Source organism: Lacrimispora sp. 38-1, from assembly GCF_049890855.1.
In the GTDB taxonomy this organism is placed as follows: Bacteria; Bacillota; Clostridia; order Lachnospirales; family Lachnospiraceae; genus Lacrimispora.
The window spans coordinates 91,908-112,441 of the sequence record NZ_JBANEW010000027.1 but is presented as its reverse complement, the minus strand read 5'-3'; the positions used below and the strand labels follow the sequence as shown (position 1 = coordinate 112,441).

Genomic DNA, 20,534 nt, shown 5'->3' with positions numbered 1-20,534 from the left:
CAGGCATTCCATCATTCTCTCTTTGTGGTTCTTTAATAAGTAATCTTCCTTCATTTTTCAAAACCCTGAAAAATTAACTCACGATTCCGCTTCTTAACTTCTCTGGAACCTCGTGCAGCGCATAAAAAATATAGATAATGTCAAATGATTTTTCATCTAATTGGAGTTCTGGAAGTTGACCAACAAAAAAATCAACATTATTATAATATCTCATTCGTGTTTTTGCTTTTTTCATCCAGAATTCCGAGATATCCACACAAGTTAGGTGACCATTTAATTTATAAAGTCTTTTTGCCAAATGTCTGGATCCTGCACCTGATCCACTCCCAAAATCCAAAATAGTTTCATTTCCTTCAAGATCTAATTGATTAATATACTTTTTATAAATAAAGCTAAATACTCTGTTATTGCCTAATTCATCGATGAGTCTGTACAATAATGATACTCTTTCATAAGCTGAAACCATTTAAATTCGCCTCCGTGATTTTGATGAACTTCTTTCATTGACACTTATTCATTCGAGAATTATATTTTTACCTCGGATATTCACCGAGGTATCTGTTACTTTAATAATAATTTGATAATCGACATTACTTTGTCTGCTTTTTCTTCTGGTGTCAGGGAATCATCGTTTACGATCGGGGATTGCCCATATACAATGAACCTTGATACACTTTTAGGATCTTCCACTTTTAACTGTCCCTTTTTGTTAAGGCGGACAATGAAATTTTCTATATATGGCTGAACCTTATCATTCATTATTATTTCTAACTGCTTGTGAAATAATTGATTTCCAGCTTTATGAAAGAAATCATGATACTTTTCTTTGCCGTCATTTCGGATAAAAACAGTCACTATTTTTTTATAGTATACATCCAGTGACTCTTCTTCCCCTTGAAGAATTTCAATTAAAGGGGTAATACATTCATCCGCATACAAAGTGATGGCATATTCATATAATTCATATTTTGACTTAAAATAGTTATAGCAGAGACCTGGAACGACATTAACTGCTTTTGCAATGTCTTTCATGGAAGTTGCCTCATAACCATTTTCACAAAATAATCTCATGGCGTTATCTGCTATTTCACGCTTACGGACTTCTGGCTCTTTTGATATTCTCATTTGCTGCCTCCTATAATTGCATTATAGTTTGTGAATGAATATTCGTCAATGAATATTTATTATTTCGTAATTTACGAAAATCAAGAGGTACAGTGCTGTCTATACAGCTGGGATTCAACAATATCGCTGAATTAAGCAGAATAGTGCATGAAATGTACAGCAACTGAATATATTTTTTGCTATACTTCAATTAGAAAGGAGGTACCTATATGCCATTTGTATCAGACTTTGAAAGCGCAATTGAATACATTGAAGAAAATCTGACCGTTGATATTGACTTCAACATGGTTGCACAAAAAGCGAAATGCTCGACCTATCATTTTCAGAGGATGTTTTCCTCTCTTATAGGCATTCCATTGTCTGAATATATTCGTAGAAGAAGGATAACATTAGCCGCTATTGAGATTCAAAATTCCGACACAAAAATCATTGACATTGCACTGAAGTATGGTTATGATTCACATTCGTCATTTACACGCGCATTTCAGTTGATTCAAGGTGTGACGCCATCAAAAGCGCGCATTGATGGCGTTCCGCTTATGGCTTATCCGCCACTTACCTTTCAATTCATATTAAAAGGAGTTGAAGCAATGCAGTACAAGATTGTCGAAACGCAGCCCTACAAAGTATTTGGAATGGATGTTGTGCAAACGGACGGTTGGACACCTGATAAATTTTTAGAAAATGCCGACCGGGTTATTGAAAACGGAAGCCATGATGCGATAAACACTGCAGCAGGATTCCCTGGCCTCGCACAGGAAATGATTGCGAAAAACCAGTGGGATGTAACGAAAATTCACTTGTTGCAGGCCATTCATTTTTGGGATGAAGCCGGTAACAGATATTTTATGTATGGCTGGGAACTCCCTGAAACCAGGTTGAATAACCAATTTAAGATTTTAGAAATACCATTTACATCATGGATTGTTATCACAGTTCAACTTGACGGAGACCGTTCGGTCATAAATAGATGTTACAATGATTTATATGTAAATTGGTTTCCAACTTCAGGGTATGAACAAGCACCAGGGCGTCCTATTATTGAAAAATATAGCGCAAAGAATGCTGAGCTTTGGATGCCAATCATAAAAAAATAAAAAACAAACAGTTGTTACAGCAAATCAGCCGCATTGCATGAAAACCGCACCAATCAGCTTTAATTGATACTTAAAGCCAATAGGTGCGGTTTCTATTTTTATTCAACAAATGGTAAAACAGTATTTATCTCTGATCAGTGAATTCCACATGGTTATAATATAGTAATCCGATTACGTCCGTTTTCTTTGGAATGGTATAGCGCCGCATCAACTTTCTTAACCATCTGATCCATACTAAGGTCTTCATCCACCTCTGAAATTCCCACACTGATGGTCACATGGTAACTTTCTTTCTTTTCCTCGCTTTTCAATGAGTCCATAAACCGTTCCATGATCTGCTTTGCTTCATCAAGTCCCACCAATAAGACACCGAAAAACTCGTCTCCGCCCCATCGTGCCGCGATTCCATATTCGCCAATTGCATGTTGTAAGTCCTCCCCAACCATTGCAATGACTGAATTTCCAAATATGTGGCCATATGAATCGTTAATATCCTTAAAATGATCAATATCGAACATAAACAACGTTTTTTTCGTCTTCCGGTTCTTTCGAAGAAAAGCCGTATACCGTTTGGAAAATTGCTTTCGATTGGGAAGTCCCGTTAACTCATCCGTATTTTCAATCTTAACAATACGCAGATTGCAATAAATAAAAACAGATGTGGAAACTACGATACAGGCAGCCAGTGCAACGAGCATAAAAAACACATTGCTTTTTACCCGTTCCTGAAATACGTGGCTAATGGAACTGGTATCCATCTCGAGGACCAGATACCAGCCAAGCATTTTATCATACTGCGTGATTAAACATTTTCGCTTCCCTTCAGATGTATACCACTGCATGACCGGGGTTTCAGACTTGTCTAACTGAAGGTTTTCTGTAATCCCAACTCGTTTTTGCAAGTCTTCTTCCCTGATAAAAATATCGGTATCGCCTTTAAAGGAAGTTTCGGCTCCCATGACATTAATGATATAAACCGACAAGCCATAATCTCTTTCATAAGAATAGATCGTATCCCCCAGGGAATCAACCTGTAACCCCACTCCAATCACACCCAGAAGTGATCCATCACTGCCTTCTACACGAAAATTTACAAAAACCGTAATATAATCATCCTTTGTCTCATTGGTGTCTACTTCCAAATCATATTCATTGCCGGAATTAATAAAATTATAATACCAGATATCATGATCATCTGTCTTTGAAATTGTCTTATTAAAACCGTCCTGATAATAATAATTTCCTGTTTCTGCTGAAATACAAAACACCGTGGTATATCCATATTTATTCCGATAGGCGTTCAAATAATTAAATAATTGTTTCATGTATGTATCATTTCCAGCGTTTTGGGGTTCCTGTGAAAGCCATTTTTTCAGGAATTCATCATTCGCCATTGTTTTGGAAACCATCACCGGCTTAGACATAGAGTCTTCCACATGGCTGGAAATATCCTTATTGGCCAGGCTTAAGATATTTTCCAAATGTTTTTCCGCCAGATCCTGATATGCTGTGGTATCTCGATAAACGATACCGATAAATCCAATTACAATGGAAATGATGATAATAAGATTGCTGAGTAGTAGTATATGCTTTTTCACATTTGCTCCTCTTGGTCATACCCTGGGTGTTTTTATTAACGGTGTATTATGCTCTCATTTTTTCTATTATTTTGATATAGTCCTTACTACTGTGATGATCCAATTCCCAATTTTCTATCCGTTCTGGATATCTGTACTACGTTACCAGATATTTATAGTTTTATAGATATTTATATACCAGCCAGAATATCTTTCTTATTATATACAATAAACCACGTCTTTTCTACAATATAATTATACGCTTTCGAAAATTAAGTAAAAAAGCATTTTCATTAGATATCCATGCTAAGATTTTTTAGCTTCATTAAGTCATCACATCCATCAACTATTTGGAGGATTTTGGGGAGAGTGCTATCAATATAAGAACTATCCATTGATTACAGTTTCTATAGTCTGCCACTCCTGGACGTAAATAAACCCAGGAAATTGTTGACAATCCATGCATATGCTGTATGATTGAGTCATTAGTTGCATGGTTATATGTTTATTTACGTTTATGGAGGTTAAAATGAAGAGAATCTGTATATTTTTAATTATTAATTTAATGTTTATATTGGTTGGATGTGCATCTAGCGAATCTATTGATCAGTCCTCCTTCTCTGAGGTGGAAATTAATACTTCAAAGGAAAACACGATTAATAACAATGAAGAAATTTTGGATTTACCAAAAGAATTGTATCGAATTGAAAACTCTGCATATGCTCAACCTCTACGTTATGATTTTATAGTTGCGGATAATACCGAATTCACTATTACCGTATCAAACGAATCTGGAGACTTCAAGCTTGGAATAAAAGATCGGGACACAAAAGACTTTGTGTACCCAATGAAAGAATATCAATCTGGCTCCGATACCGTGACACTCACAAAAGGGAATTATAGCGTTATAATAACAGAACGCAATTTCACTGGTAGTTATCATATAATAGGCACTACTGTAGAATAGGACTCGCCTGACGACACGGAATTTTTTCTGAGACCTTTTCAATTTAAACAGATATGTTTGTAGGTATAGGAGGAGTATGCGTTTGTAATTTCAATAAGCCCTATATCAATCATATTTCTACAACTGATATAGGACTTATGCTAATGTCCAAACTTTATCCTTTTCCTACAACTCATACGGAGTCACCTGATATACATAATAAGAATATCATATGGTAAAGATTTTATATTAAAAACCCCTTATTTTATCTACTTTTAAAGCTTGGCGTACGCCACAGCAAGTCATTTTACGCCATCCGTACGCCATTCATATCAACTACTTTATTTTTGTACGCCAACTCTTCTTTTAAAGAATTTTCATATCTCTTTTCAATGAGTTCATCTCCATTACTCATAACCTCATCCAATGCATTTTCCAACTTAAGCATTTCTTCCTGCTTGTGGTCATCCAAAACATGTGTATAGAGATCCATGGTCATCTGTAATGTTGCATGTCCTAAGTACATTTGTACTGTCTTGGGCTGTATTCCTGCTTCAAAACACCTAGTTGCGAAACTATGACGAAAACAATGTCCTGAAAAGCCTTCGAACTGTTCTAATTCATCTCTACAAAGATTAATTTCATTAATTATTACCTTGATTGCATCACAAATAATTTGTGCATTTATTGGTGTTCCGAACTTAGTTGTAAATAGAAGATCTTCATAACCTTCTACTGGTTTTGCACATGACTTACTCATAATTACATCATGCTGCAATTTCTGCTTCTTTAATGCAATTTCACACTGCTTATTAATAGGAACTTTACGAACACTGCTTTTTGTCTTAGGCGGATCAGTATGAAATACCTTTTTATCATCGCCTTCAAATTTTTGGTACAGCAATGTTTTTGTTACATTAATCTCTTTCTTTTTAAAATCAATGTCCTCCCATCTTAAAGCACATAATTCTCCAGGTCTTAACCCTGTAGTTATAGCGACGGTAAAAAAATTATCGTAAAAAGTTCCTTTACAACAATCAAAAAATTCTGTTTGTTCATCCGGTGATAATACTCTGACATCCTTTTTGTCGTCTCTAACAAGTCGAATTCCTTTGGCTGGATTTTCCGTGGTATAATGATCAATCATTGCTTTATTAAACATATCCAGAAGTAAAATTCTTACCTTATTTTGAGTTTCAAATTTGTAGCCATTCTTATCTAACTTTTTTAACAATCCCTTTACATTTAGTTGTGTGATATCTCTTAATTTTGTCTTTCCCAACGTTGGTTTAATATGCTTTTGATAGATTTGAATATACTGCCTTTTCGTATTTTCGCGAATTACCTTGTATTTGTGTATGTCTAGCCATTGCTGATACCATTCATCCAGTGTAACATTTGTATCAACAACATTAATACACATTTTGTCTTCATAAGCTGCTTTGTTCAGTAATTCTTTGATTTCTCTTTTATCCTTACTATAAAAAGACTGTCGCTTTCCAAACCTATCAACAAATCTGGCATGATATGTTCCATTTTTACGTTGAGATATTCCATCTCCTAATTCTTTTCCTTTCAGATCTTTACCCATATGATTCCTCCACGATCGAATTAAGTTTTATTACAATATAATATTTATACCGAATCCAAAACTTATATTCAATTCTGCAATTTTTTCTTTTCTCTTATCTACGTTCAACCTGATACTCTAGCCATTCATCAAGTTTCTTTTTATGTGCATACAATCTACTTCCAATACGAACAGTAAATTTGTTCTTTGGATCATGTAATAATTCTCGTGCTTTAGTTTTCCCTATTCCTAAGTACTCACAAAATTCATCAAGATTCAATAAAGCCTTATTCATATTTTTATATTTCATATCACAATCACTTTTTTCTTCATTATTTATCATGCAACATTATTCCTTCCATTAAAAAAAGCTGAGCATTACGCCCAGCCTCTGTTATTAGATATTATACTTTTCATATGCTCCAATTTGTACTTTTACTGCTTCTGTAATTTGACTCAATGTATATTTATCAACCTGACCAAGATTTTCAATTACATCATCATCTATAATAGAAGTTACTTGCTCACATAAAGCTATACTATGTTGCTCTAATCCTACACTGGTATGAGCTGACACAAAAACATGAGTTGGTAGGTTTCTCTTCTTGAAAAGTTTTGTTGTAAGTGGAACTACCGTATATACGGTACTGAACTGATTTGCTTTATTATTACTAACAACCACCACTGGTCTAATTCCTGTCTGAATGCTACCTCTCCTAGAAGTTCCCAATTCAGCATATAATATATCTCCACGTCTAATTTTCATTATTATTTTCTCCTTCCACTTCTCTGATAAATTCCACAGCTTCGTCTTCTGTAGGGAACTTCTGTACCCATTTTAATTTACTGTTGATTACTATAGTTCCACTATCAATAATGCGGGGCTTTAATAACCTCATATCTACATTAATATTCTTCATATGAGTTATAACGAAATAGTCCAGTAGACAATTCGTAGATACAAATACCCATTCCTAGGATTTCATTTGTTATCGATTCAAGGTCATCTTCATTATTTGTAATCTCCAAAATATCTCTTACAATAAGAACTTCTATGTTTTCCATCACAAGCCGCACCATAAGTTCTTTGATTTCTTCTCTGTCAACACTTCTGCTATTGCTTCGATCAACAACTTCATCTTCCTGATGAATTGAGATATCTGTACATATCGTACTTGCAGTAGGACAGTACACATTGACACGTATATCCCCACAGTGCTTTTTGCTATTAGCACAGTATTCATGAATATTGCAATCTGCCATTTTTGTTTTTAAAAATAATAATCCACGTAATGGATTTACTGCATAACATCTTTCCATAATAATCACCATTTCCTTTGTCTTATTTTGTGGAGAGAGTTTCGCCGGCTGTTATCCTCTCATATAAGAATTCAGTATTTTCCAAAAACTTATATCAGAAGACAACGTGACTGTTCTTGCAGCCACATTGTCCTCCACAAATTACTTTTTTTGATTTCTCAATCATCCCCCAACCGGGTAACATACAATTAGCTAGCTGCCATCACTACACATCAGCCATGCCCATTCGGCATCATCTGTAAGTAGCCACTCTCCATCAATGCATTACGCTGAAAGATGGGTGCTGTATAATCTCATTAACTCCTGCTACTATACAGGTAAGCACAGCCCTCGGCTCCTATCCTTAAGGCAACGACATAAGTCGCTGGATTATCACGGCACGAAATGGGATTCTGCCACCTCTGGAATTATTCCAAAGGCGAAAATTATATCAGTTGTATGCGTGTCCTATTCTATTTTCAAGGAACATGTCAGGATAAAAATAACTCCCTCACTTAGGTATGCAACTCAAACGCCAAGTGGGGAGATATTTCTAAATTTTTTTATTTTTTCTAAACACTATTCTTCAAACTTCTGTTTTAATTTTTCAATTATCTTTTTATGTTTAAGACTGACTGTTTTATGATCAACTCCATATTCCACTGCAAGCTGACGAAAAGATTTCTCTTCATAGTAAAAACTTCTAATAAGTTGCTTTTCATCATCACTTAATTCATTAATGGCGAATCGTAGTAATTCTTCTAATATATTTTTTTCTACCAAATCTTCCACCCACTTTTCTTTCGATGGGTATTTCTCTACTCCTAAACCTTCTTCCGTATCATCTGCATCATAGCGCATAACCTGATGACGTAAATCAGAACGTTTAATGTTTTCAAGTTCGTTATACCCTTCCCAATACGCCTCATATACTTCTTGTGTTACTTCTACCTCTGTTCCTTCTATTAATAATACTTTCTTTTCAGCGTTCATTCCGCTACCTCCTAATTTTTGAATTAACTAGTTGTTGGTTCAAAAATTAAAAGTTACGGACTTCTGCATTTCGGTACGAATTTGAACATATTGTCTCTCCCTTCAAATTTGCACCTGTAAACGTATGAGAAATAAAAATTGCTCCTATTTCCCCCAAAAATGTTTACAGGTTTAATTAAGGTAGAAACAACTCCCCCTTTCAGAAATAAAAGTGGAAAAACTGCAAAGCCCTCTCTACCAATTTTTAATTTCAAGAAGAAATACAAAATTGTTCTTTTTCACGTCTGTACACTACTGGTTCATGTCATCACATGATTTTTATATGTCCTTCCTGACACGCAAAAAGGAGCCGACCGAAATCGACTCCTTTTTTATTAATTGAATAGAAGGATAGCGTGAGAGCAAAAAATTGCATAAAAAAAGCCCCGAACCATAATTACCTGGTTCGAGGTTCACATTTCTATAAATATGTTCAGTTTTGATGCCACACTATCTCCATCATAGAAAGTATAGCATGTCAAATGTATGAAAACAGTACGCGAAAAGTCCAAATTTAGTACGAATAAAGTCCGATAAAAGTATGTCAATAGTCTATAAATAGTCTGCCAAAAGTCCGTCTTCAAAGCCAATCTATCCAACATACCCAACGACTGGTAACAATTGCCCACTTTGTGTACTTCTTTCCTTCTTCACATTCGGAATTATAATCTGCCATAAACAATATCCAAAGATCTTTACTGCATCCTTTTTATATTTATAATAGGTACTCCTTGAAATATTAAGTTCATACAAGATGTCAGTTTCCTTACTCTTATCCTTTGAAAGATACGTTTTTTGCAAAACATTATAGTAACTTTCTCCAAGCATCGGATATTCTTTAACCTTAAAGATCGCTGAAACAATCAGATTTGCCATTAACCTAGTTTCTTGACTAGCTACCAATTTGCTTTCTAATTTTTCAGTATCCATACGATAATCAAATTTATCTAAAATCTCTACAGCATAGGCTAAATCTTCATTCATGGTTGCTCTGCACTCATCATCAAGTTCCTTTATATTACTATTAATTGTCCAAAGTACATGCTTGAAGCTATTTAACAAACGTTTTGCTTTTTGAAATTCAGCTTCTGAAATCCCACCCTGATTTGACATATACTTTTCGACCACTGTCATTATTGGTTCTTCAACATCCCCAATATTTATCATATAATCCATTAGTTCCATATAAAACTCGTCCTCCTCTAATCCAGCAACCTTCCTGTCATAATAACCTTTGCTAAATAGTCCTCATCTTCTGTCTGCATAACTATCAATTCTCTGTATGGTTCTTCCTTTCTAGGTGCTACAATAATATCTCCAACCTTTGGAGTTGCATTTCCATCACACACAACATAATTTCCGAAACTGATTCCATAGGCAGGTAAGCCCGTACCATTTACAATCATGACTGATAGTTTGGCATCTTCATACCCAGAAAATGAGATAGAACCCTCTTTAAAACAAATCGGATGTTTCATAAAATCATTAAAAATTAACAAATACCCCTTTCACCGTCCCTTCTCTCAAGTCTTCAAAAATGACATAAACTATTTTTTCTTCTTCACCATATCATCCCTTTAAAATGATTATTTGGATCTGCCTCTCCCACATACCAATCATCATCTCCACCTTTATGTGTAAAAGAAATTGCTGTATCAGTTGTATAAAGAAGCTTTTCAATCATAGTGAGATCATCAACCTTTAAAGGAATATTTTTTGCCACATCATTTTTAATCTCCGACATTCGTGCAACGATCGCACGTTTTTTCTTTTCTGTTTTTTTCAAAAAACCTTTGCTCATGTCCAACTCCTCTAGTTCCTTGCGCAATTTTACGAACTCTTGATTTGCTTCTAGCATTTCATGAATTTTTTTGGTTCTATCAGAAAATTGCATATCATCGTTCGTTAACTTGAGATGTTTTTCCTTAATTTCTTTTTCAATTGACTTAATTAGTTTTGAAAAATCTTCTTGTATTTCCTTATCAAACAATTGAAGCTTATTACCTACTGTGTCTAGATAAGTACATTTTTCTTCAAAATTGAGATTAAACGTAGGAACATGAACATAATTGAAAATATTAAATAATATTTGTGACATATGATTCCGAATATTATCAATCCTCACCATTAGATGATAATCTGTCTTCTTCTGTATCAATTCAATTTGAACCTTTATTTTAATTTCATCAGTTCCAATATCAATAAGAATTTTTCCTAAACCTGTTATTACTTTATGTAAATATTCAGATCCTGCTTCATAAAAATTGCCTCTTCGAATATTTTGCATAGGAGAACTTGTATATTCTCTGATAAGCCATTCAATAAATGGAGCATCATCTTTAGGAATACAATAATGTCCATCCCGTTTAATCAAGTCTGGTAAAAAATCAATTGCTGCAAAAATTTCGATTAGATTTGCATTGCTTGCATCATATTTACGTTTCAAAACATCCTCTGGCTCATGGTCATTCTCAATTTCTTCTTCATAAATATATTTAACTATGTCTTTTAAATTGGTGTATTGCATGTGCATCGCTCCTTTCTCATATAAGAATATAATTTTTCTCTATATTTTCCAACCCGAAAATAGGGCTTCTATTTTTTCGGGTTGGTCACAAAAAAGTCATGAGACAGGCATTATTCAAGTAGACATATAACATTTAGTTCTGACCAGTTTTTTTCTCATTATCTGACTTATTTATTATTATAATACTCATTGTATGATATGTAAAGCATATATTTTATCATTATATGATATTTTATTCTTGCTTATTGTATTCGGCTGATGTACAATAGAGACCATAAGGTGGTAGTGTACAAACTAACCCGTTATGGCATTTCTTTCACCCAACATTGTAAATGCCAAAATGAAAGGAGCATCATGATTCAAATAGGTAAGAAATTATCAGAACTTAGAATAGCAAAGGGACTCTCCCAGCCTGAACTCGCAGAAAAGTTAACAGCTCTCGGAATTCCAACAAAAGGGCAAAAAGTCAGCAAGTGGGAAACGGATTACTCCGTACCTAACGCATACCAATTTCTGGGTGTATGTAATATATTGGATGTACGGGATGTTCTAGAAATATTTGAAATAAAAGAAAATCCCATTTCGCAGTTGGATAAAATCGGAAGACAAAAAGCAGATGAATATATTGATCTTTTAATTCTTAGTGGTAGATACAAGAAAAAAGCTACCAATGTGATTCCATTCACACGACAGATTAAGCTATTTGATATCCCGGTATCCGCAGGAACTGGTCAGTTTTTAGATTCTGACACTTATGAAATAATAGATGTTGGAAATGAAGTACCTGAAAACGCAGATTTTGGACTTCGCATATCTGGTAATAGTATGGAACCTGAATATATAGATGGGCAGATTGTCTGGGTGCATCAACAAGATGTGCTTAATGACGGGGAGATTGGAATTTTTGGATATGATAATAGTGCCTACTGTAAGAAGCTTTCACTTACTACCGCGGGCACCAAGTTAATTTCACTCAATTCAGCTTATTCTCCGATTGAGATACAGAAGAATAGTGTTTTACATGTATTTGGAAAAGTTGTAGGAAAGAAAGGAGCATATAAACTTGCCGAAATTTGAAGATTTTGAAACAGAGCAGTATTACTACCAAAGATTGCGTGAATATGGAATCCAGCATATTAACTGGGGCAGTCAATTCAAAATTCTCACCAAAGAACTCATTAATGAATCACTAGAAGATTTTACTTCTTCGATACCAGAACTCAAAAAAACATCCTTTGATGAACTTCACATATGCTAGTCTTATTAAGTATGTACGATAATATACGCTGCATATTCGCAGCATATATTATATTTTACTTGCATTATCGCAGCATATGTATTATTATATGACGTGGAGATGATAACATGAATAAATTAGGTGAATATCTTTTACACTTACGTACTAAACACAATTACAGTCTAAAGTTCATACAAGAGCAAACTGGTGTAACTGATTCTCAGCAAAGCAGAATTGAACGCGGAATAACATCTGATATATCCCCCATTTCACTCAAGAAACTATCTGATTTTTATGAAGTTAGTATTATTGAACTCTTTAAAATGGCAGGATTTATTAATGATAATGATCTTGAACAATATTCCAGAGTCTTCTCGTATGCAGAACTACTTTCTGAAGAACAAAAGCTTCATATTCAAGAAGAAATAAATTTGTTCACTGGGAAACCCATAAATAAGGAGATGAAATAACTATGCCATATAGATTAGGAGAATTGTTCTGTGGTCCAGGTGGAATTGCATGGGGTGCTACTCACGCCGACATAGGAAATCCAGAGTTTTCAATTATACATCAATGGGCAAATGACTATGATGAAAACACTTGTAACACATACCGACATAATATATGTCCCGAAAACCCTAACAGCGTTTATCACGCTGATATTCGTAATTTTAATTTAGAAAATTTAGCCCCTATAGACGCCTTAGCTTTCGGCTTTCCTTGTAATGATTATAGTGTTGTTGGCGAGCAAAGAGGCATGGACGGGGTATATGGACCCTTATATTCATATGGGGTTAGAGTCCTTGACTTGTACAATCCTCAGTGGTTTCTAGCTGAAAATGTTGGAGGACTTAGAAATGCTAATGATGGCACAGCATTCACTAGAATATTGGAAGACCTAAGAAATGCGGGTGAACATGGTTACACAGTAACACCACATCTTTACAAATTTGAAGAGTATGGCGTTCCTCAAGCAAGACATCGTATAATTATTATAGGAATCAGAAATGACTTAGATATAACTTATCACGTGCCTTCACCTGCTCCATATGCTAATATTGACAACAGTTGCAGAACAGCTATAGAAGTTCCACCCATTCCACCAAATGCTTTCAACAACGAATTAACTAACCAATCACCTACTGTTGTAAGAAGATTAGAACATATTCAACCTGGTCAAAATGCGTTTACTGCTGATTTACCAGAGGATTTACGTTTAAATGTTCGGGGAGCGCAGATAAGTCAAATATATAAGAGACTTGATCCAAACCGTCCAGCCTATACAGTAACCGGAAGTGGCGGTGGTGGAACTCATATATATCATTGGGAAGAACCACGAGCACTTACAAACAGAGAACGGGCTCGTCTACAAACCTTTCCTGATAATTATGAATTCATTGGAACCAAAGAAAGTGTCAGAAAGCAAATTGGAATGGCAGTGCCATGTCAAGGAGCAAGAATTATATTTGAAGCTGTTTTAAGGAGTTTTGCAGGCATCCCCTACGATTATATCGAACCTAATATTAACGAGTAGAACATGACAAAACCCCACCTTTCCCCAAATTGAAGGTGGGGTTTTTCATGGATATCAATTTTCTACACTCTAAATAATTTCAAGCTGTAATTCGGTTGGCGATGTCCATGTTACCCTTACTGAATTTGCTGTTGTAGCTCTTTGACTTGCATACCATCGACCAATCTCCTTCAAATCACCTTGAACTGAAAATTGTTTTGCCAACTCATCTCCAGCTTCTTTACATCCTTGAGCTAACAATAAGACGTTCTGTAAATATCCATCTCTCGAAGATGCAAAGTACAAATTTGTCCCCATCCCTTCTGGCGAATGGTTAGAGTTATAAACAGAGTGAGTCCTAGCAAAACCCAACGGAATAGGAACATATCCTTCACCATAAATAATGTCTCGTGTTTCTGTATATCTATGATTCCCCCACCCTAAATGAGATGGTTCTAAATCCACTTCATATGTATCTCCTGCCTTCGGCATTTAATTCACCTCCTTTACAATAACTTATCAAAAAATATGTAAACTATATTAATAATAGCAAGCCCAAATACTTACACAGAAAAATCCAAATAATACTGCTCTTCATCGAGCTTATAAAATGTCACATCTGAACGTCCATATTTTATCAAATCATCCTTTGTGACAAACTGACCATTTGCTAGCCCTAATCTATTTCTAAAGTACTCTCCCAGCTGAGCATTGCTCAAAGGTGTCGTAATAGCCTTGTCATACTGTTGCTCAACTCTCAAAATCAGTTGATGATGATCGTCAGTGACAACAGTAAAATGTTGCTTATTCAAAGGAAAAAATCCAGACTTTGCTATACTAATAGGAAGAGGTATGTATGCCTGATTTTTATTTCGTCCCTTCCTTTGTCCCCAGTTTAATCCAGATTTTGTTCCAATGTCACCATTCTTAGCCAACAAAGACAATGTTACAGACTCTATTTCTGATCCAGATAAGCTACCTGTCGGGTTATTCTCATTGTCTAGGATAGGATGTGTTGGATAGAGGATAATATGGTCTTCTATCTCTGCATGATTGCAATAAATCGAATCGTTTTCTACTTTTTTATAATATTCATATGCTGTCACTGGATCGCATTCAAGAAGATTCTCGCGTTTTCTTGAACTGAATGCATTTTGAGTAAAATCAGCAGATCCCGTATACGCTACAATCGGAACATCATCCTTAAGCCAAATATATATTTTTGAATGTACTGGAGCATTATCATAAACATAGCTGCAAGTAAAGTTTTGAATGTTTAATGGTAATTTTTCTTGCAGAAGTTCCTTAAATCCTTCATGGACGGAAATACTCAATCCATCATATGGAATCATACCAACGATAAGTGAAATATCTATTGGTTGTGCAAGGCGATTTGAAATATTTTTTATCAGCCATGATGCCATATTGGGAGTCGCATAACCGGATAAAATACATAATCGATTAACATCTTGTTTAATTGGATTAAAAAATACTACCTTATCCAAATCATAAAAATACATCTCATCACTCCCCACTGTCATTTATATCATAGTATACTATACCGTCTGGAAATTTTATATTGGGAACCCACAATTTCTTGCCATTCCAGCCTTTATCTCCTGTCATTTGATACATCGTCAATACAACCTTATCCCTAATTGAAGCACCTATTTGCCAGTCATTTGGAGATAGTAATGCGCCTGTTCCTTTTGCAACATTTCTTTCTCTTCTTACAATTAATACACCTTGTCCCGTTGGTTTTTCTGCAAGCAGTGTTTCAATGACCCCAATAATTGATTGAATTTTAAAATCATCCTCAGATGAAATATGTTTTAACAATTCCTTTATTAATCGTAAACTCACTTGATAGCTAGGCTCCTTTTCACTGAACACCTCTAATAAAGTATTAATTTCTTCTATGGAATCGTTGTCTGGCGAAAATGGATAATAGTTTGTTCCACCGGATAATACAATCAACTTATTTGTATCAAGTACATTGTTTCTTGTAGGATTTAGTCCTTCTGGATAGTAAATTTTAACATCTTTAATCCCTCTCTCTACCTGTGAAATTATTGAATTATTCGTTGCATTAATATCTGAAAAGAGTTTATAGAGATGCTCATCAATATATACCTGCATCAAACCAGGATCACGATCGTATCCAAACATACGACTGTGTTGCCACATTGTATCTGCCTGTGGTTTTTTTGAAGTTCTGGTATAATAAATTGTTTGAAGTCCAGAAAAAGTCACACCTCTTCCCAAAGTATTTCCTCCGATAATGACATTTGAACCATATGAATACTCTTCACTATCAATATGTGAATCTCCATTCATAATTAAAACCTTCATATCATTCTCATCTAATAACTTTTTTGCTTTATCAATTAGAATATCGAAAGAAAGTATTTCTGTTTTATTGGGCTTCAAGTTCATATATAGTTCTTTGCATTTATTTTGCACTTTATCTGAATTAAAATCTATTCGTAAATCTTTGATTGCTTTTATTACATCATTTTCAAATTGTGTGTGGGCAGACTTTCTAACACTTGGATGTATTAAAAAATTACATACTTTTCCACCACTAGAAAGAATTTGAGCCGATACTATCAAATGATGCAATAAAGCATCCATAAGTGGTTCCTTTATCGAATCAATGTATGATATACACCTTGGTTGATCTTTTGCAAAAAAGAAATCTCCACCCAAGTAATTATTACCAGGTCTAAAGTAATATGTGAAATATGGATGCCATCCCGACAGCTGAGTCTGTAAGAACAGAGCCTGCGGAGTACCTGTAACTTGAAGATATATACTACTTGCAGACATTGCCTTTATTTCATCTAAGTATCTATTTATTGATGATTTTTTCACCTTATTGACCAATGTATTCAAGGAAGCTGCATCTGCTTCATCATCAATAATAAATACCGGGTTGCCCTTAACAAAACCCGTAGATGCAAGTATATTGGTCCATTGTTTCAACGTTCTAAAATTCTTCTTTAACACAACAATTGTAGGCGTTTCTAAATTGTTTTTTGCAAATATTTCTGTATCATATTCATCACATATACAAAAGCCATCTAAATCATCTCTTACGCGTTCTATTGTCTGTTGTTGCAATACAACATTATCTGTTGTCATTATAATAAAAATAGGAAATCCTAGGTCTGCCGCAGATGATATTATTCCAAACATTTGCCCTGTTTTTCCAGACTGCACATTGCCGAATAAAAGTCCCACTTCATGAGTGCAGAAAGTAAATTTTTCTATATATTGAGGTGCGATTCCATTAACAGTAATTCGAATGGAATCTGCTAATTGTGGATTGCCTCGCTCAATTATCAAATTAAGATATTTCTCTAAATAAGTCATTCTTCATCTTCCTTCCTGTTATTGCTCTCAGGAAGAAATGATAGCATCCATACCTGAACATCACTTCCATCTTCCAAACTAGTAGTTAATTCTGTCTTTGTCAGTGTTATGGTATTTCGTCCATATTGTTCAAGCATTTCCCCGGTAATGACACCTTTCCCATCGATATCTGTTTCAACATTATTCACTGCTTCTACTAATCCAGCGGCAACCAAACGTCCCTTGATCCATCTTCCCATAATTTTCAGATCATCTTTTGAATATAGATTTTTATTATTATCACCACATGTCCATGCAAGAAATTTCCATCCATCGTCTGTAATTACCATGAAAGGCTTCTGATATTCTGGGTAATTTGGTAAATCCCTAATCTGTTTTGAAACAACTATTTCTGTTTCCCACCACACTCTTTTTCTTCCTTTAGCATAGCACACATTAATATTTGATCCTCTCATATTAGTATCCAATAGATTCTCCGGAACCTTTAGTGGAATTTCAAATTGAACGTCCGTTATCTTACTTTTATATGCATTAACTTCATCATTAGTTATTTTAGATACAAATTCCTGCCCAATTAATGCATTATTCATTTCCCTGATTATTTTTATATCTGTTGCACAAGAAATATCAATTGAACAATTATCATCTTTAAGTTGAGTAATAAATGACGTGATCTCATTTATTTCACTCTCTGCCGTTGTGACTGCTGATATTTCATATTGTCTAATATTTGAAGCCTCGACTTTTATTGCTCCTAAGTTATGTGATCCAATAAATGCCTCAAACGGTTTTCCATCTTTATAAAATACATATAGTTTTCCATGGTATTTCAGAGTCTTTACTAATTTAACTATTCCTCTTCCGCCTTCTTTTAGTTTTGAATTTAATGCCAGAGTTGCATTATATGTGCCTTCCGGCATACCCTCTAGATAATACATTCCAATTATCAGTTCTATATTTTCCAGTTTATTATCATTAATAATTCTTTCCAATTCCTGAACAGAACTCTTAGAAACATATCCTACAGCAATATCAACTTTATCTGCTTTTTCGACTGCTAAATTAAATCTATCTAAAAATACCTGTTGCCCTGGCATTGTTTTTAATGGTAAGATATTTGAATATAATATTTCCATGTTGCCCTCCAATAAAATTTTTTCCATAAATTACACCTTTTTAATTATACTTCTTGTCGTTTAAAAAGTCATCTGTTTCTCATTCAATATAACAAATTGTCTCAACCCTTATTATTTATTAGGATTATCTGACTACACCATTCCTATTAAACATAAAAAAGAGACACCCTTTCGAGCATCTCTTACGCTTATCAAAACAACCGTACCCAAAACTTATATAATAACCCCTTCCAGATGATCCACCTCATGCTGAATTATCTGAGCTACCCACCCCTGAAACGTCTGCTTTTGTTTCTTGAAGTCCTGGTCTTCGTACTCAACCTCAATGCTTTCATATCTCTTTGTTTTACGAACTCCGGTTAATGACAAACATCCTTCTTCTGTTTCATAAGGATTTAGTTTCTTTTTGATAACAGGATTTACCATAGGAACAATACTTATCCCAAAACTAAATACAATAATTCTTTTTTTCACACCAATCATATTGGCAGCCATTCCAACACAATGTTCTTGATTCGCCCTTAATGTATCAATCAAATCAATAATAATAGGTGCATCTGCCTGGGTTGCCATTTCTGACTTTTGTTTTAGAAACAACTCATCTCTTACAATTACTCTAACCATTTTTCTTCATTCCTTTCGATATTCTGATCAAGCTTATTCCTTCTCATACATTTTGGCATGCAATACCATACGGATCAGATCATACAAAATTGCAATAACTACCGCCACCACAAATACATATCCCTGTATCGCTCCTGGTAATAAACTTAGTCCCGCCATCAAGATGGCAATCAGAATAACACCTTCAATAATAGCCGCAATCACAGAACGGCAAGTCTGAAGAGCTACCTGCATTACACTACAAAGGAAATAGATAATACAAAAAGTCAAAAATATCCCTGCAGCATATCCTAACGTTCCAGTTCCTTTTGTAAAAAAGTCATATTTTACTGCAAGATAAGTAAGCCCAAGTGTACAAGCAAACTTCAAAATAATTTTTATTATTTCCCTTGATATATAGCTATTCAATAACTTCTTATTCGTCGTTTCCATTCTTACTTCCATCCCTTTCAACATCAGGCTTATATTGACTGTCGGCATATTTCTTTTACAAACAAACCAAGTCGCCAGTACCTGCTAATTACATATGATTTTTAATCATTAATGTTATCCGTTTTTTACCAAACCAAAATCTCTTATCCAAAATTAAAAGTATGTACTCATAGTATTTTCTGTACTCTTCCTACAATTCCACCTTCTAGCATAACTTTTATTCCTCTCGGGTGAGTCATTGAATTTGTAAGAATTCTCATTACAATACCTTCTATTAATTTACCACTTCTCTGATCCTGTTTCTGAATCGCTAATACCTTTGAACCAATTTTTATATTATTTCTTACTGTTCCATCCATTCGTTGTCACACCTCCATCCCCTTATGATAAAGTCGTATTTTCTCCTCAAATGGCAATTCCGGATCAATGCCAACTTCAAACCACATTACTCCATATGGTGCACCGCCATCTGTATACCCCGCAATATAAGCAAAAGTATCATCACAGTCTCCATATATCATATCATATTCTTCCTGACGTTTCTGTTCTTCTTTCAAATGCTTCTGTCGAATACGGTCTTCCTCGCTTTTCTTAACTGCTTCTAGATACTCCTTGGTATATTCAACACCAATTTCCTGTAAATCTTTGATTGCTGTCATAATATCCAGATGGAATCTTTCGCGATAATGCTTCGTTATCTTTTTTTTTGAACCATTATACGTTAGAAGCCATTGTTTTGCTTTTCTTATTCGTTCATCGTGACGCTCTGCTTTTGTTAATTTCTTTTTATTTGCCATAGTTATTGTTATACAATCTGATATCCAGCCTTCTCCAAGGCGAATAATACACAGAATTATAGTTCTCTTCCTTTACTAGTATATAATCTGTATTATACGTTAAAATCTTAAATAATCCAATCTTTTCATCTGTTAATATTCCTAATAATAAAAATTCTAGCTTCCCTTAAGCTTCATTACTTTCCACCCAACATGTCTGTTGTTTAATGCTGTTTTAGGCGTATTCTCTGTCAGACATACCAATGAT

General features: G+C 34.6%; 27 protein-coding genes. 6 read left to right on the top strand and 21 right to left on the bottom strand.

The genetic code is table 11. From position 1 onward, the window contains the following. Positions 1-73: 73 nt before the first annotated feature. Both V7D18_RS05740 and V7D18_RS05735 read right to left on the bottom strand, forming a co-directional pair. On the bottom strand, positions 74-466 hold the full coding sequence (locus V7D18_RS05740; protein ID WP_426152315.1) for a class I SAM-dependent methyltransferase: 393 nt from the start codon (positions 464-466) through the stop codon (positions 74-76). 95 nt (positions 467-561) lie between these two features. Continuing rightward, entirely contained in the window at positions 562-1,125 is a 564-nt protein-coding gene (locus V7D18_RS05735; protein WP_426152313.1) for a TetR/AcrR family transcriptional regulator, read from the bottom strand. Between the two features lie 209 nt (positions 1,126-1,334). Between V7D18_RS05735 and V7D18_RS05730 the strand changes: the two genes are divergently transcribed. Next, the gene (locus V7D18_RS05730) at positions 1,335-2,222 is read left to right on the top strand and encodes a helix-turn-helix domain-containing protein (protein WP_426152312.1); all 888 of its coding nucleotides are present in this window, start codon (positions 1,335-1,337) and stop codon (positions 2,220-2,222) included. Positions 2,223-2,374: 152 nt separating this feature from the next. Here the strand turns inward: V7D18_RS05730 and V7D18_RS05725 are convergent, their stop codons facing one another. Further along, the gene (locus tag V7D18_RS05725) at positions 2,375-3,820 is read right to left on the bottom strand and encodes a sensor domain-containing diguanylate cyclase (protein WP_426152311.1); all 1,446 of its coding nucleotides are present in this window, start codon (positions 3,818-3,820) and stop codon (positions 2,375-2,377) included. A 508-nt stretch (positions 3,821-4,328) separates the two neighbouring features. Here V7D18_RS05725 and V7D18_RS05720 point away from each other — a divergent pair. Then, positions 4,329-4,766, top strand: a complete 438-nt coding sequence (locus V7D18_RS05720; RefSeq protein ID WP_426152310.1) for a hypothetical protein — start codon at positions 4,329-4,331, stop codon at positions 4,764-4,766. 286 nt (positions 4,767-5,052) lie between these two features. On the opposite strand, the gene V7D18_RS05715 is transcribed toward V7D18_RS05720, so the two are convergent. From V7D18_RS05715 to V7D18_RS05675, 9 genes are all read right to left on the bottom strand, one after another. Next, the gene (locus tag V7D18_RS05715) at positions 5,053-6,336 is read right to left on the bottom strand and encodes a tyrosine-type recombinase/integrase (RefSeq protein WP_426152309.1); all 1,284 of its coding nucleotides are present in this window, start codon (positions 6,334-6,336) and stop codon (positions 5,053-5,055) included. Positions 6,337-6,430: 94 nt separating this feature from the next. Beyond that, positions 6,431-6,658 (bottom strand): excisionase, encoded by a 228-nt coding sequence (locus V7D18_RS05710; protein ID WP_426152308.1) that lies wholly within the window; start codon positions 6,656-6,658, stop codon positions 6,431-6,433. Between the two features lie 54 nt (positions 6,659-6,712). Continuing rightward, positions 6,713-7,081, bottom strand: a complete 369-nt coding sequence (locus tag V7D18_RS05705) for a type II toxin-antitoxin system PemK/MazF family toxin (protein ID WP_426152307.1) — start codon at positions 7,079-7,081, stop codon at positions 6,713-6,715. Then, positions 7,071-7,214 carry a hypothetical protein gene (locus tag V7D18_RS05700; RefSeq protein WP_426152305.1) on the bottom strand — a complete coding sequence of 48 codons (144 nt, stop codon included), beginning with the start codon at positions 7,212-7,214 and terminating at the stop codon, positions 7,071-7,073. The genes V7D18_RS05705 and V7D18_RS05700 overlap by 11 nt, the downstream gene beginning before the upstream one ends. 7 nt (positions 7,215-7,221) lie before the next feature. Then, positions 7,222-7,635, bottom strand: coding sequence for a hypothetical protein (locus V7D18_RS05695; protein WP_426152304.1), 414 nt, complete (start codon positions 7,633-7,635; stop codon positions 7,222-7,224). A 558-nt stretch (positions 7,636-8,193) separates the two neighbouring features. Continuing rightward, positions 8,194-8,607 carry a sigma-70 family RNA polymerase sigma factor gene (locus tag V7D18_RS05690; protein ID WP_426152302.1) on the bottom strand — a complete coding sequence of 138 codons (414 nt, stop codon included), beginning with the start codon at positions 8,605-8,607 and terminating at the stop codon, positions 8,194-8,196. A gap of 630 nt (positions 8,608-9,237) precedes the next feature. Beyond that, a complete protein-coding gene (locus tag V7D18_RS05685) occupies positions 9,238-9,831 on the bottom strand; it encodes a DUF1492 domain-containing protein (RefSeq protein ID WP_426152300.1) in 594 nt (197 codons plus the stop codon). Between the two features lie 17 nt (positions 9,832-9,848). Continuing rightward, a complete protein-coding gene (locus V7D18_RS05680) occupies positions 9,849-10,124 on the bottom strand; it encodes a hypothetical protein (RefSeq protein ID WP_426152298.1) in 276 nt (91 codons plus the stop codon). Between the two features lie 83 nt (positions 10,125-10,207). Beyond that, a complete protein-coding gene (locus V7D18_RS05675; protein WP_426152297.1) occupies positions 10,208-11,173 on the bottom strand; it encodes a hypothetical protein in 966 nt (321 codons plus the stop codon). Positions 11,174-11,527: 354 nt separating this feature from the next. Between V7D18_RS05675 and V7D18_RS05670 the strand changes: the two genes are divergently transcribed. The 4 genes from V7D18_RS05670 to V7D18_RS05655 all read left to right on the top strand — a co-directional run bounded on the left by V7D18_RS05670 (position 11,528) and on the right by V7D18_RS05655 (position 13,944). Further along, a complete protein-coding gene (locus V7D18_RS05670; protein ID WP_426152295.1) occupies positions 11,528-12,250 on the top strand; it encodes an XRE family transcriptional regulator in 723 nt (240 codons plus the stop codon). Next, positions 12,237-12,431, top strand: a complete 195-nt coding sequence (locus tag V7D18_RS05665; protein WP_426152293.1) for a hypothetical protein — start codon at positions 12,237-12,239, stop codon at positions 12,429-12,431. Before V7D18_RS05670 ends, V7D18_RS05665 begins: the two co-directional genes overlap by 14 nt. A gap of 107 nt (positions 12,432-12,538) precedes the next feature. Continuing rightward, on the top strand, positions 12,539-12,880 hold the full coding sequence (locus V7D18_RS05660; protein WP_426152291.1) for a helix-turn-helix domain-containing protein: 342 nt from the start codon (positions 12,539-12,541) through the stop codon (positions 12,878-12,880). Between the two features lie 2 nt (positions 12,881-12,882). Beyond that, complete coding sequence (locus V7D18_RS05655; protein ID WP_426152289.1) at positions 12,883-13,944, top strand: DNA cytosine methyltransferase; 1,062 nt, start codon at positions 12,883-12,885, stop codon at positions 13,942-13,944. Positions 13,945-14,013: 69 nt separating this feature from the next. Here V7D18_RS05655 and V7D18_RS05650 read toward each other — a convergent pair whose 3' ends face one another. The 9 genes from V7D18_RS05650 to V7D18_RS05610 form a co-directional block, all read right to left on the bottom strand. Beyond that, positions 14,014-14,415 (bottom strand): hypothetical protein, encoded by a 402-nt coding sequence (locus V7D18_RS05650; RefSeq protein ID WP_426152287.1) that lies wholly within the window; start codon positions 14,413-14,415, stop codon positions 14,014-14,016. 71 nt (positions 14,416-14,486) lie between these two features. Beyond that, entirely contained in the window at positions 14,487-15,443 is a 957-nt protein-coding gene (locus V7D18_RS05645) for a restriction endonuclease PLD domain-containing protein (RefSeq protein ID WP_426152286.1), read from the bottom strand. Positions 15,444-15,447: 4 nt separating this feature from the next. Next, the gene (locus V7D18_RS05640; protein WP_426152284.1) at positions 15,448-17,298 is read right to left on the bottom strand and encodes a Z1 domain-containing protein; all 1,851 of its coding nucleotides are present in this window, start codon (positions 17,296-17,298) and stop codon (positions 15,448-15,450) included. After that, the gene (locus V7D18_RS05635) at positions 17,295-18,461 is read right to left on the bottom strand and encodes a restriction endonuclease PLD domain-containing protein (RefSeq protein WP_426152282.1); all 1,167 of its coding nucleotides are present in this window, start codon (positions 18,459-18,461) and stop codon (positions 17,295-17,297) included. Before V7D18_RS05635 ends, V7D18_RS05640 begins: the two co-directional genes overlap by 4 nt. A gap of 186 nt (positions 18,462-18,647) precedes the next feature. Then, positions 18,648-19,058, bottom strand: coding sequence for a peptide deformylase (locus tag V7D18_RS05630; protein ID WP_426152280.1), 411 nt, complete (start codon positions 19,056-19,058; stop codon positions 18,648-18,650). A 33-nt stretch (positions 19,059-19,091) separates the two neighbouring features. Further along, entirely contained in the window at positions 19,092-19,490 is a 399-nt protein-coding gene (locus V7D18_RS05625; RefSeq protein ID WP_426152278.1) for a hypothetical protein, read from the bottom strand. 167 nt (positions 19,491-19,657) lie between these two features. Beyond that, entirely contained in the window at positions 19,658-19,849 is a 192-nt protein-coding gene (locus V7D18_RS05620) for a YwbE family protein (RefSeq protein WP_426152276.1), read from the bottom strand. A 6-nt stretch (positions 19,850-19,855) separates the two neighbouring features. Next, the gene (locus V7D18_RS05615; protein ID WP_426152274.1) at positions 19,856-20,287 is read right to left on the bottom strand and encodes a hypothetical protein; all 432 of its coding nucleotides are present in this window, start codon (positions 20,285-20,287) and stop codon (positions 19,856-19,858) included. Further along, a complete protein-coding gene (locus V7D18_RS05610; protein ID WP_426152641.1) occupies positions 20,277-20,393 on the bottom strand; it encodes a hypothetical protein in 117 nt (38 codons plus the stop codon). Before V7D18_RS05610 ends, V7D18_RS05615 begins: the two co-directional genes overlap by 11 nt. Between the last annotated feature and the right edge of the window lie 141 nt (positions 20,394-20,534).

Bases quoted from the DNA above. Each gene is read 5' to 3' on its own strand.
- V7D18_RS05740 (WP_426152315.1), bottom strand. From the start codon at position 466: ATGGTTTCAGCTTATGAAAGAGTATCATTATTGTACAGACTCATCGAT.
- V7D18_RS05735 (WP_426152313.1), bottom strand. From the start codon at position 1,125: ATGAGAATATCAAAAGAGCCAGAAGTCCGTAAGCGTGAAATAGCAGAT.
- V7D18_RS05730 (WP_426152312.1), top strand. From the start codon at position 1,335: ATGCCATTTGTATCAGACTTTGAAAGCGCAATTGAATACATTGAAGAA.
- V7D18_RS05720 (WP_426152310.1), top strand. From the start codon at position 4,329: ATGAAGAGAATCTGTATATTTTTAATTATTAATTTAATGTTTATATTG.
- V7D18_RS05715 (WP_426152309.1), bottom strand. From the start codon at position 6,336: ATGGGTAAAGATCTGAAAGGAAAAGAATTAGGAGATGGAATATCTCAA.
- V7D18_RS05710 (WP_426152308.1), bottom strand. From the start codon at position 6,658: ATGATAAATAATGAAGAAAAAAGTGATTGTGATATGAAATATAAAAAT.
- V7D18_RS05705 (WP_426152307.1), bottom strand. From the start codon at position 7,081: ATGAAAATTAGACGTGGAGATATATTATATGCTGAATTGGGAACTTCT.
- V7D18_RS05700 (WP_426152305.1), bottom strand. From the start codon at position 7,214: ATGAGGTTATTAAAGCCCCGCATTATTGATAGTGGAACTATAGTAATC.
- V7D18_RS05695 (WP_426152304.1), bottom strand. From the start codon at position 7,635: ATGGAAAGATGTTATGCAGTAAATCCATTACGTGGATTATTATTTTTA.
- V7D18_RS05690 (WP_426152302.1), bottom strand. From the start codon at position 8,607: ATGAACGCTGAAAAGAAAGTATTATTAATAGAAGGAACAGAGGTAGAA.
- V7D18_RS05685 (WP_426152300.1), bottom strand. From the start codon at position 9,831: ATGGAACTAATGGATTATATGATAAATATTGGGGATGTTGAAGAACCA.
- V7D18_RS05680 (WP_426152298.1), bottom strand. From the start codon at position 10,124: ATGAAACATCCGATTTGTTTTAAAGAGGGTTCTATCTCATTTTCTGGG.
- V7D18_RS05675 (WP_426152297.1), bottom strand. From the start codon at position 11,173: ATGCAATACACCAATTTAAAAGACATAGTTAAATATATTTATGAAGAA.
- V7D18_RS05670 (WP_426152295.1), top strand. From the start codon at position 11,528: ATGATTCAAATAGGTAAGAAATTATCAGAACTTAGAATAGCAAAGGGA.
- V7D18_RS05660 (WP_426152291.1), top strand. From the start codon at position 12,539: ATGAATAAATTAGGTGAATATCTTTTACACTTACGTACTAAACACAAT.
- V7D18_RS05655 (WP_426152289.1), top strand. From the start codon at position 12,883: ATGCCATATAGATTAGGAGAATTGTTCTGTGGTCCAGGTGGAATTGCA.
- V7D18_RS05650 (WP_426152287.1), bottom strand. From the start codon at position 14,415: ATGCCGAAGGCAGGAGATACATATGAAGTGGATTTAGAACCATCTCAT.
- V7D18_RS05645 (WP_426152286.1), bottom strand. From the start codon at position 15,443: ATGTATTTTTATGATTTGGATAAGGTAGTATTTTTTAATCCAATTAAA.
- V7D18_RS05640 (WP_426152284.1), bottom strand. From the start codon at position 17,298: ATGACTTATTTAGAGAAATATCTTAATTTGATAATTGAGCGAGGCAAT.
- V7D18_RS05635 (WP_426152282.1), bottom strand. From the start codon at position 18,461: ATGGAAAAAATTTTATTGGAGGGCAACATGGAAATATTATATTCAAAT.
- V7D18_RS05630 (WP_426152280.1), bottom strand. From the start codon at position 19,058: ATGGTTAGAGTAATTGTAAGAGATGAGTTGTTTCTAAAACAAAAGTCA.
- V7D18_RS05625 (WP_426152278.1), bottom strand. From the start codon at position 19,490: ATGGAAACGACGAATAAGAAGTTATTGAATAGCTATATATCAAGGGAA.
- V7D18_RS05620 (WP_426152276.1), bottom strand. From the start codon at position 19,849: ATGGATGGAACAGTAAGAAATAATATAAAAATTGGTTCAAAGGTATTA.
- V7D18_RS05615 (WP_426152274.1), bottom strand. From the start codon at position 20,287: ATGGCAAATAAAAAGAAATTAACAAAAGCAGAGCGTCACGATGAACGA.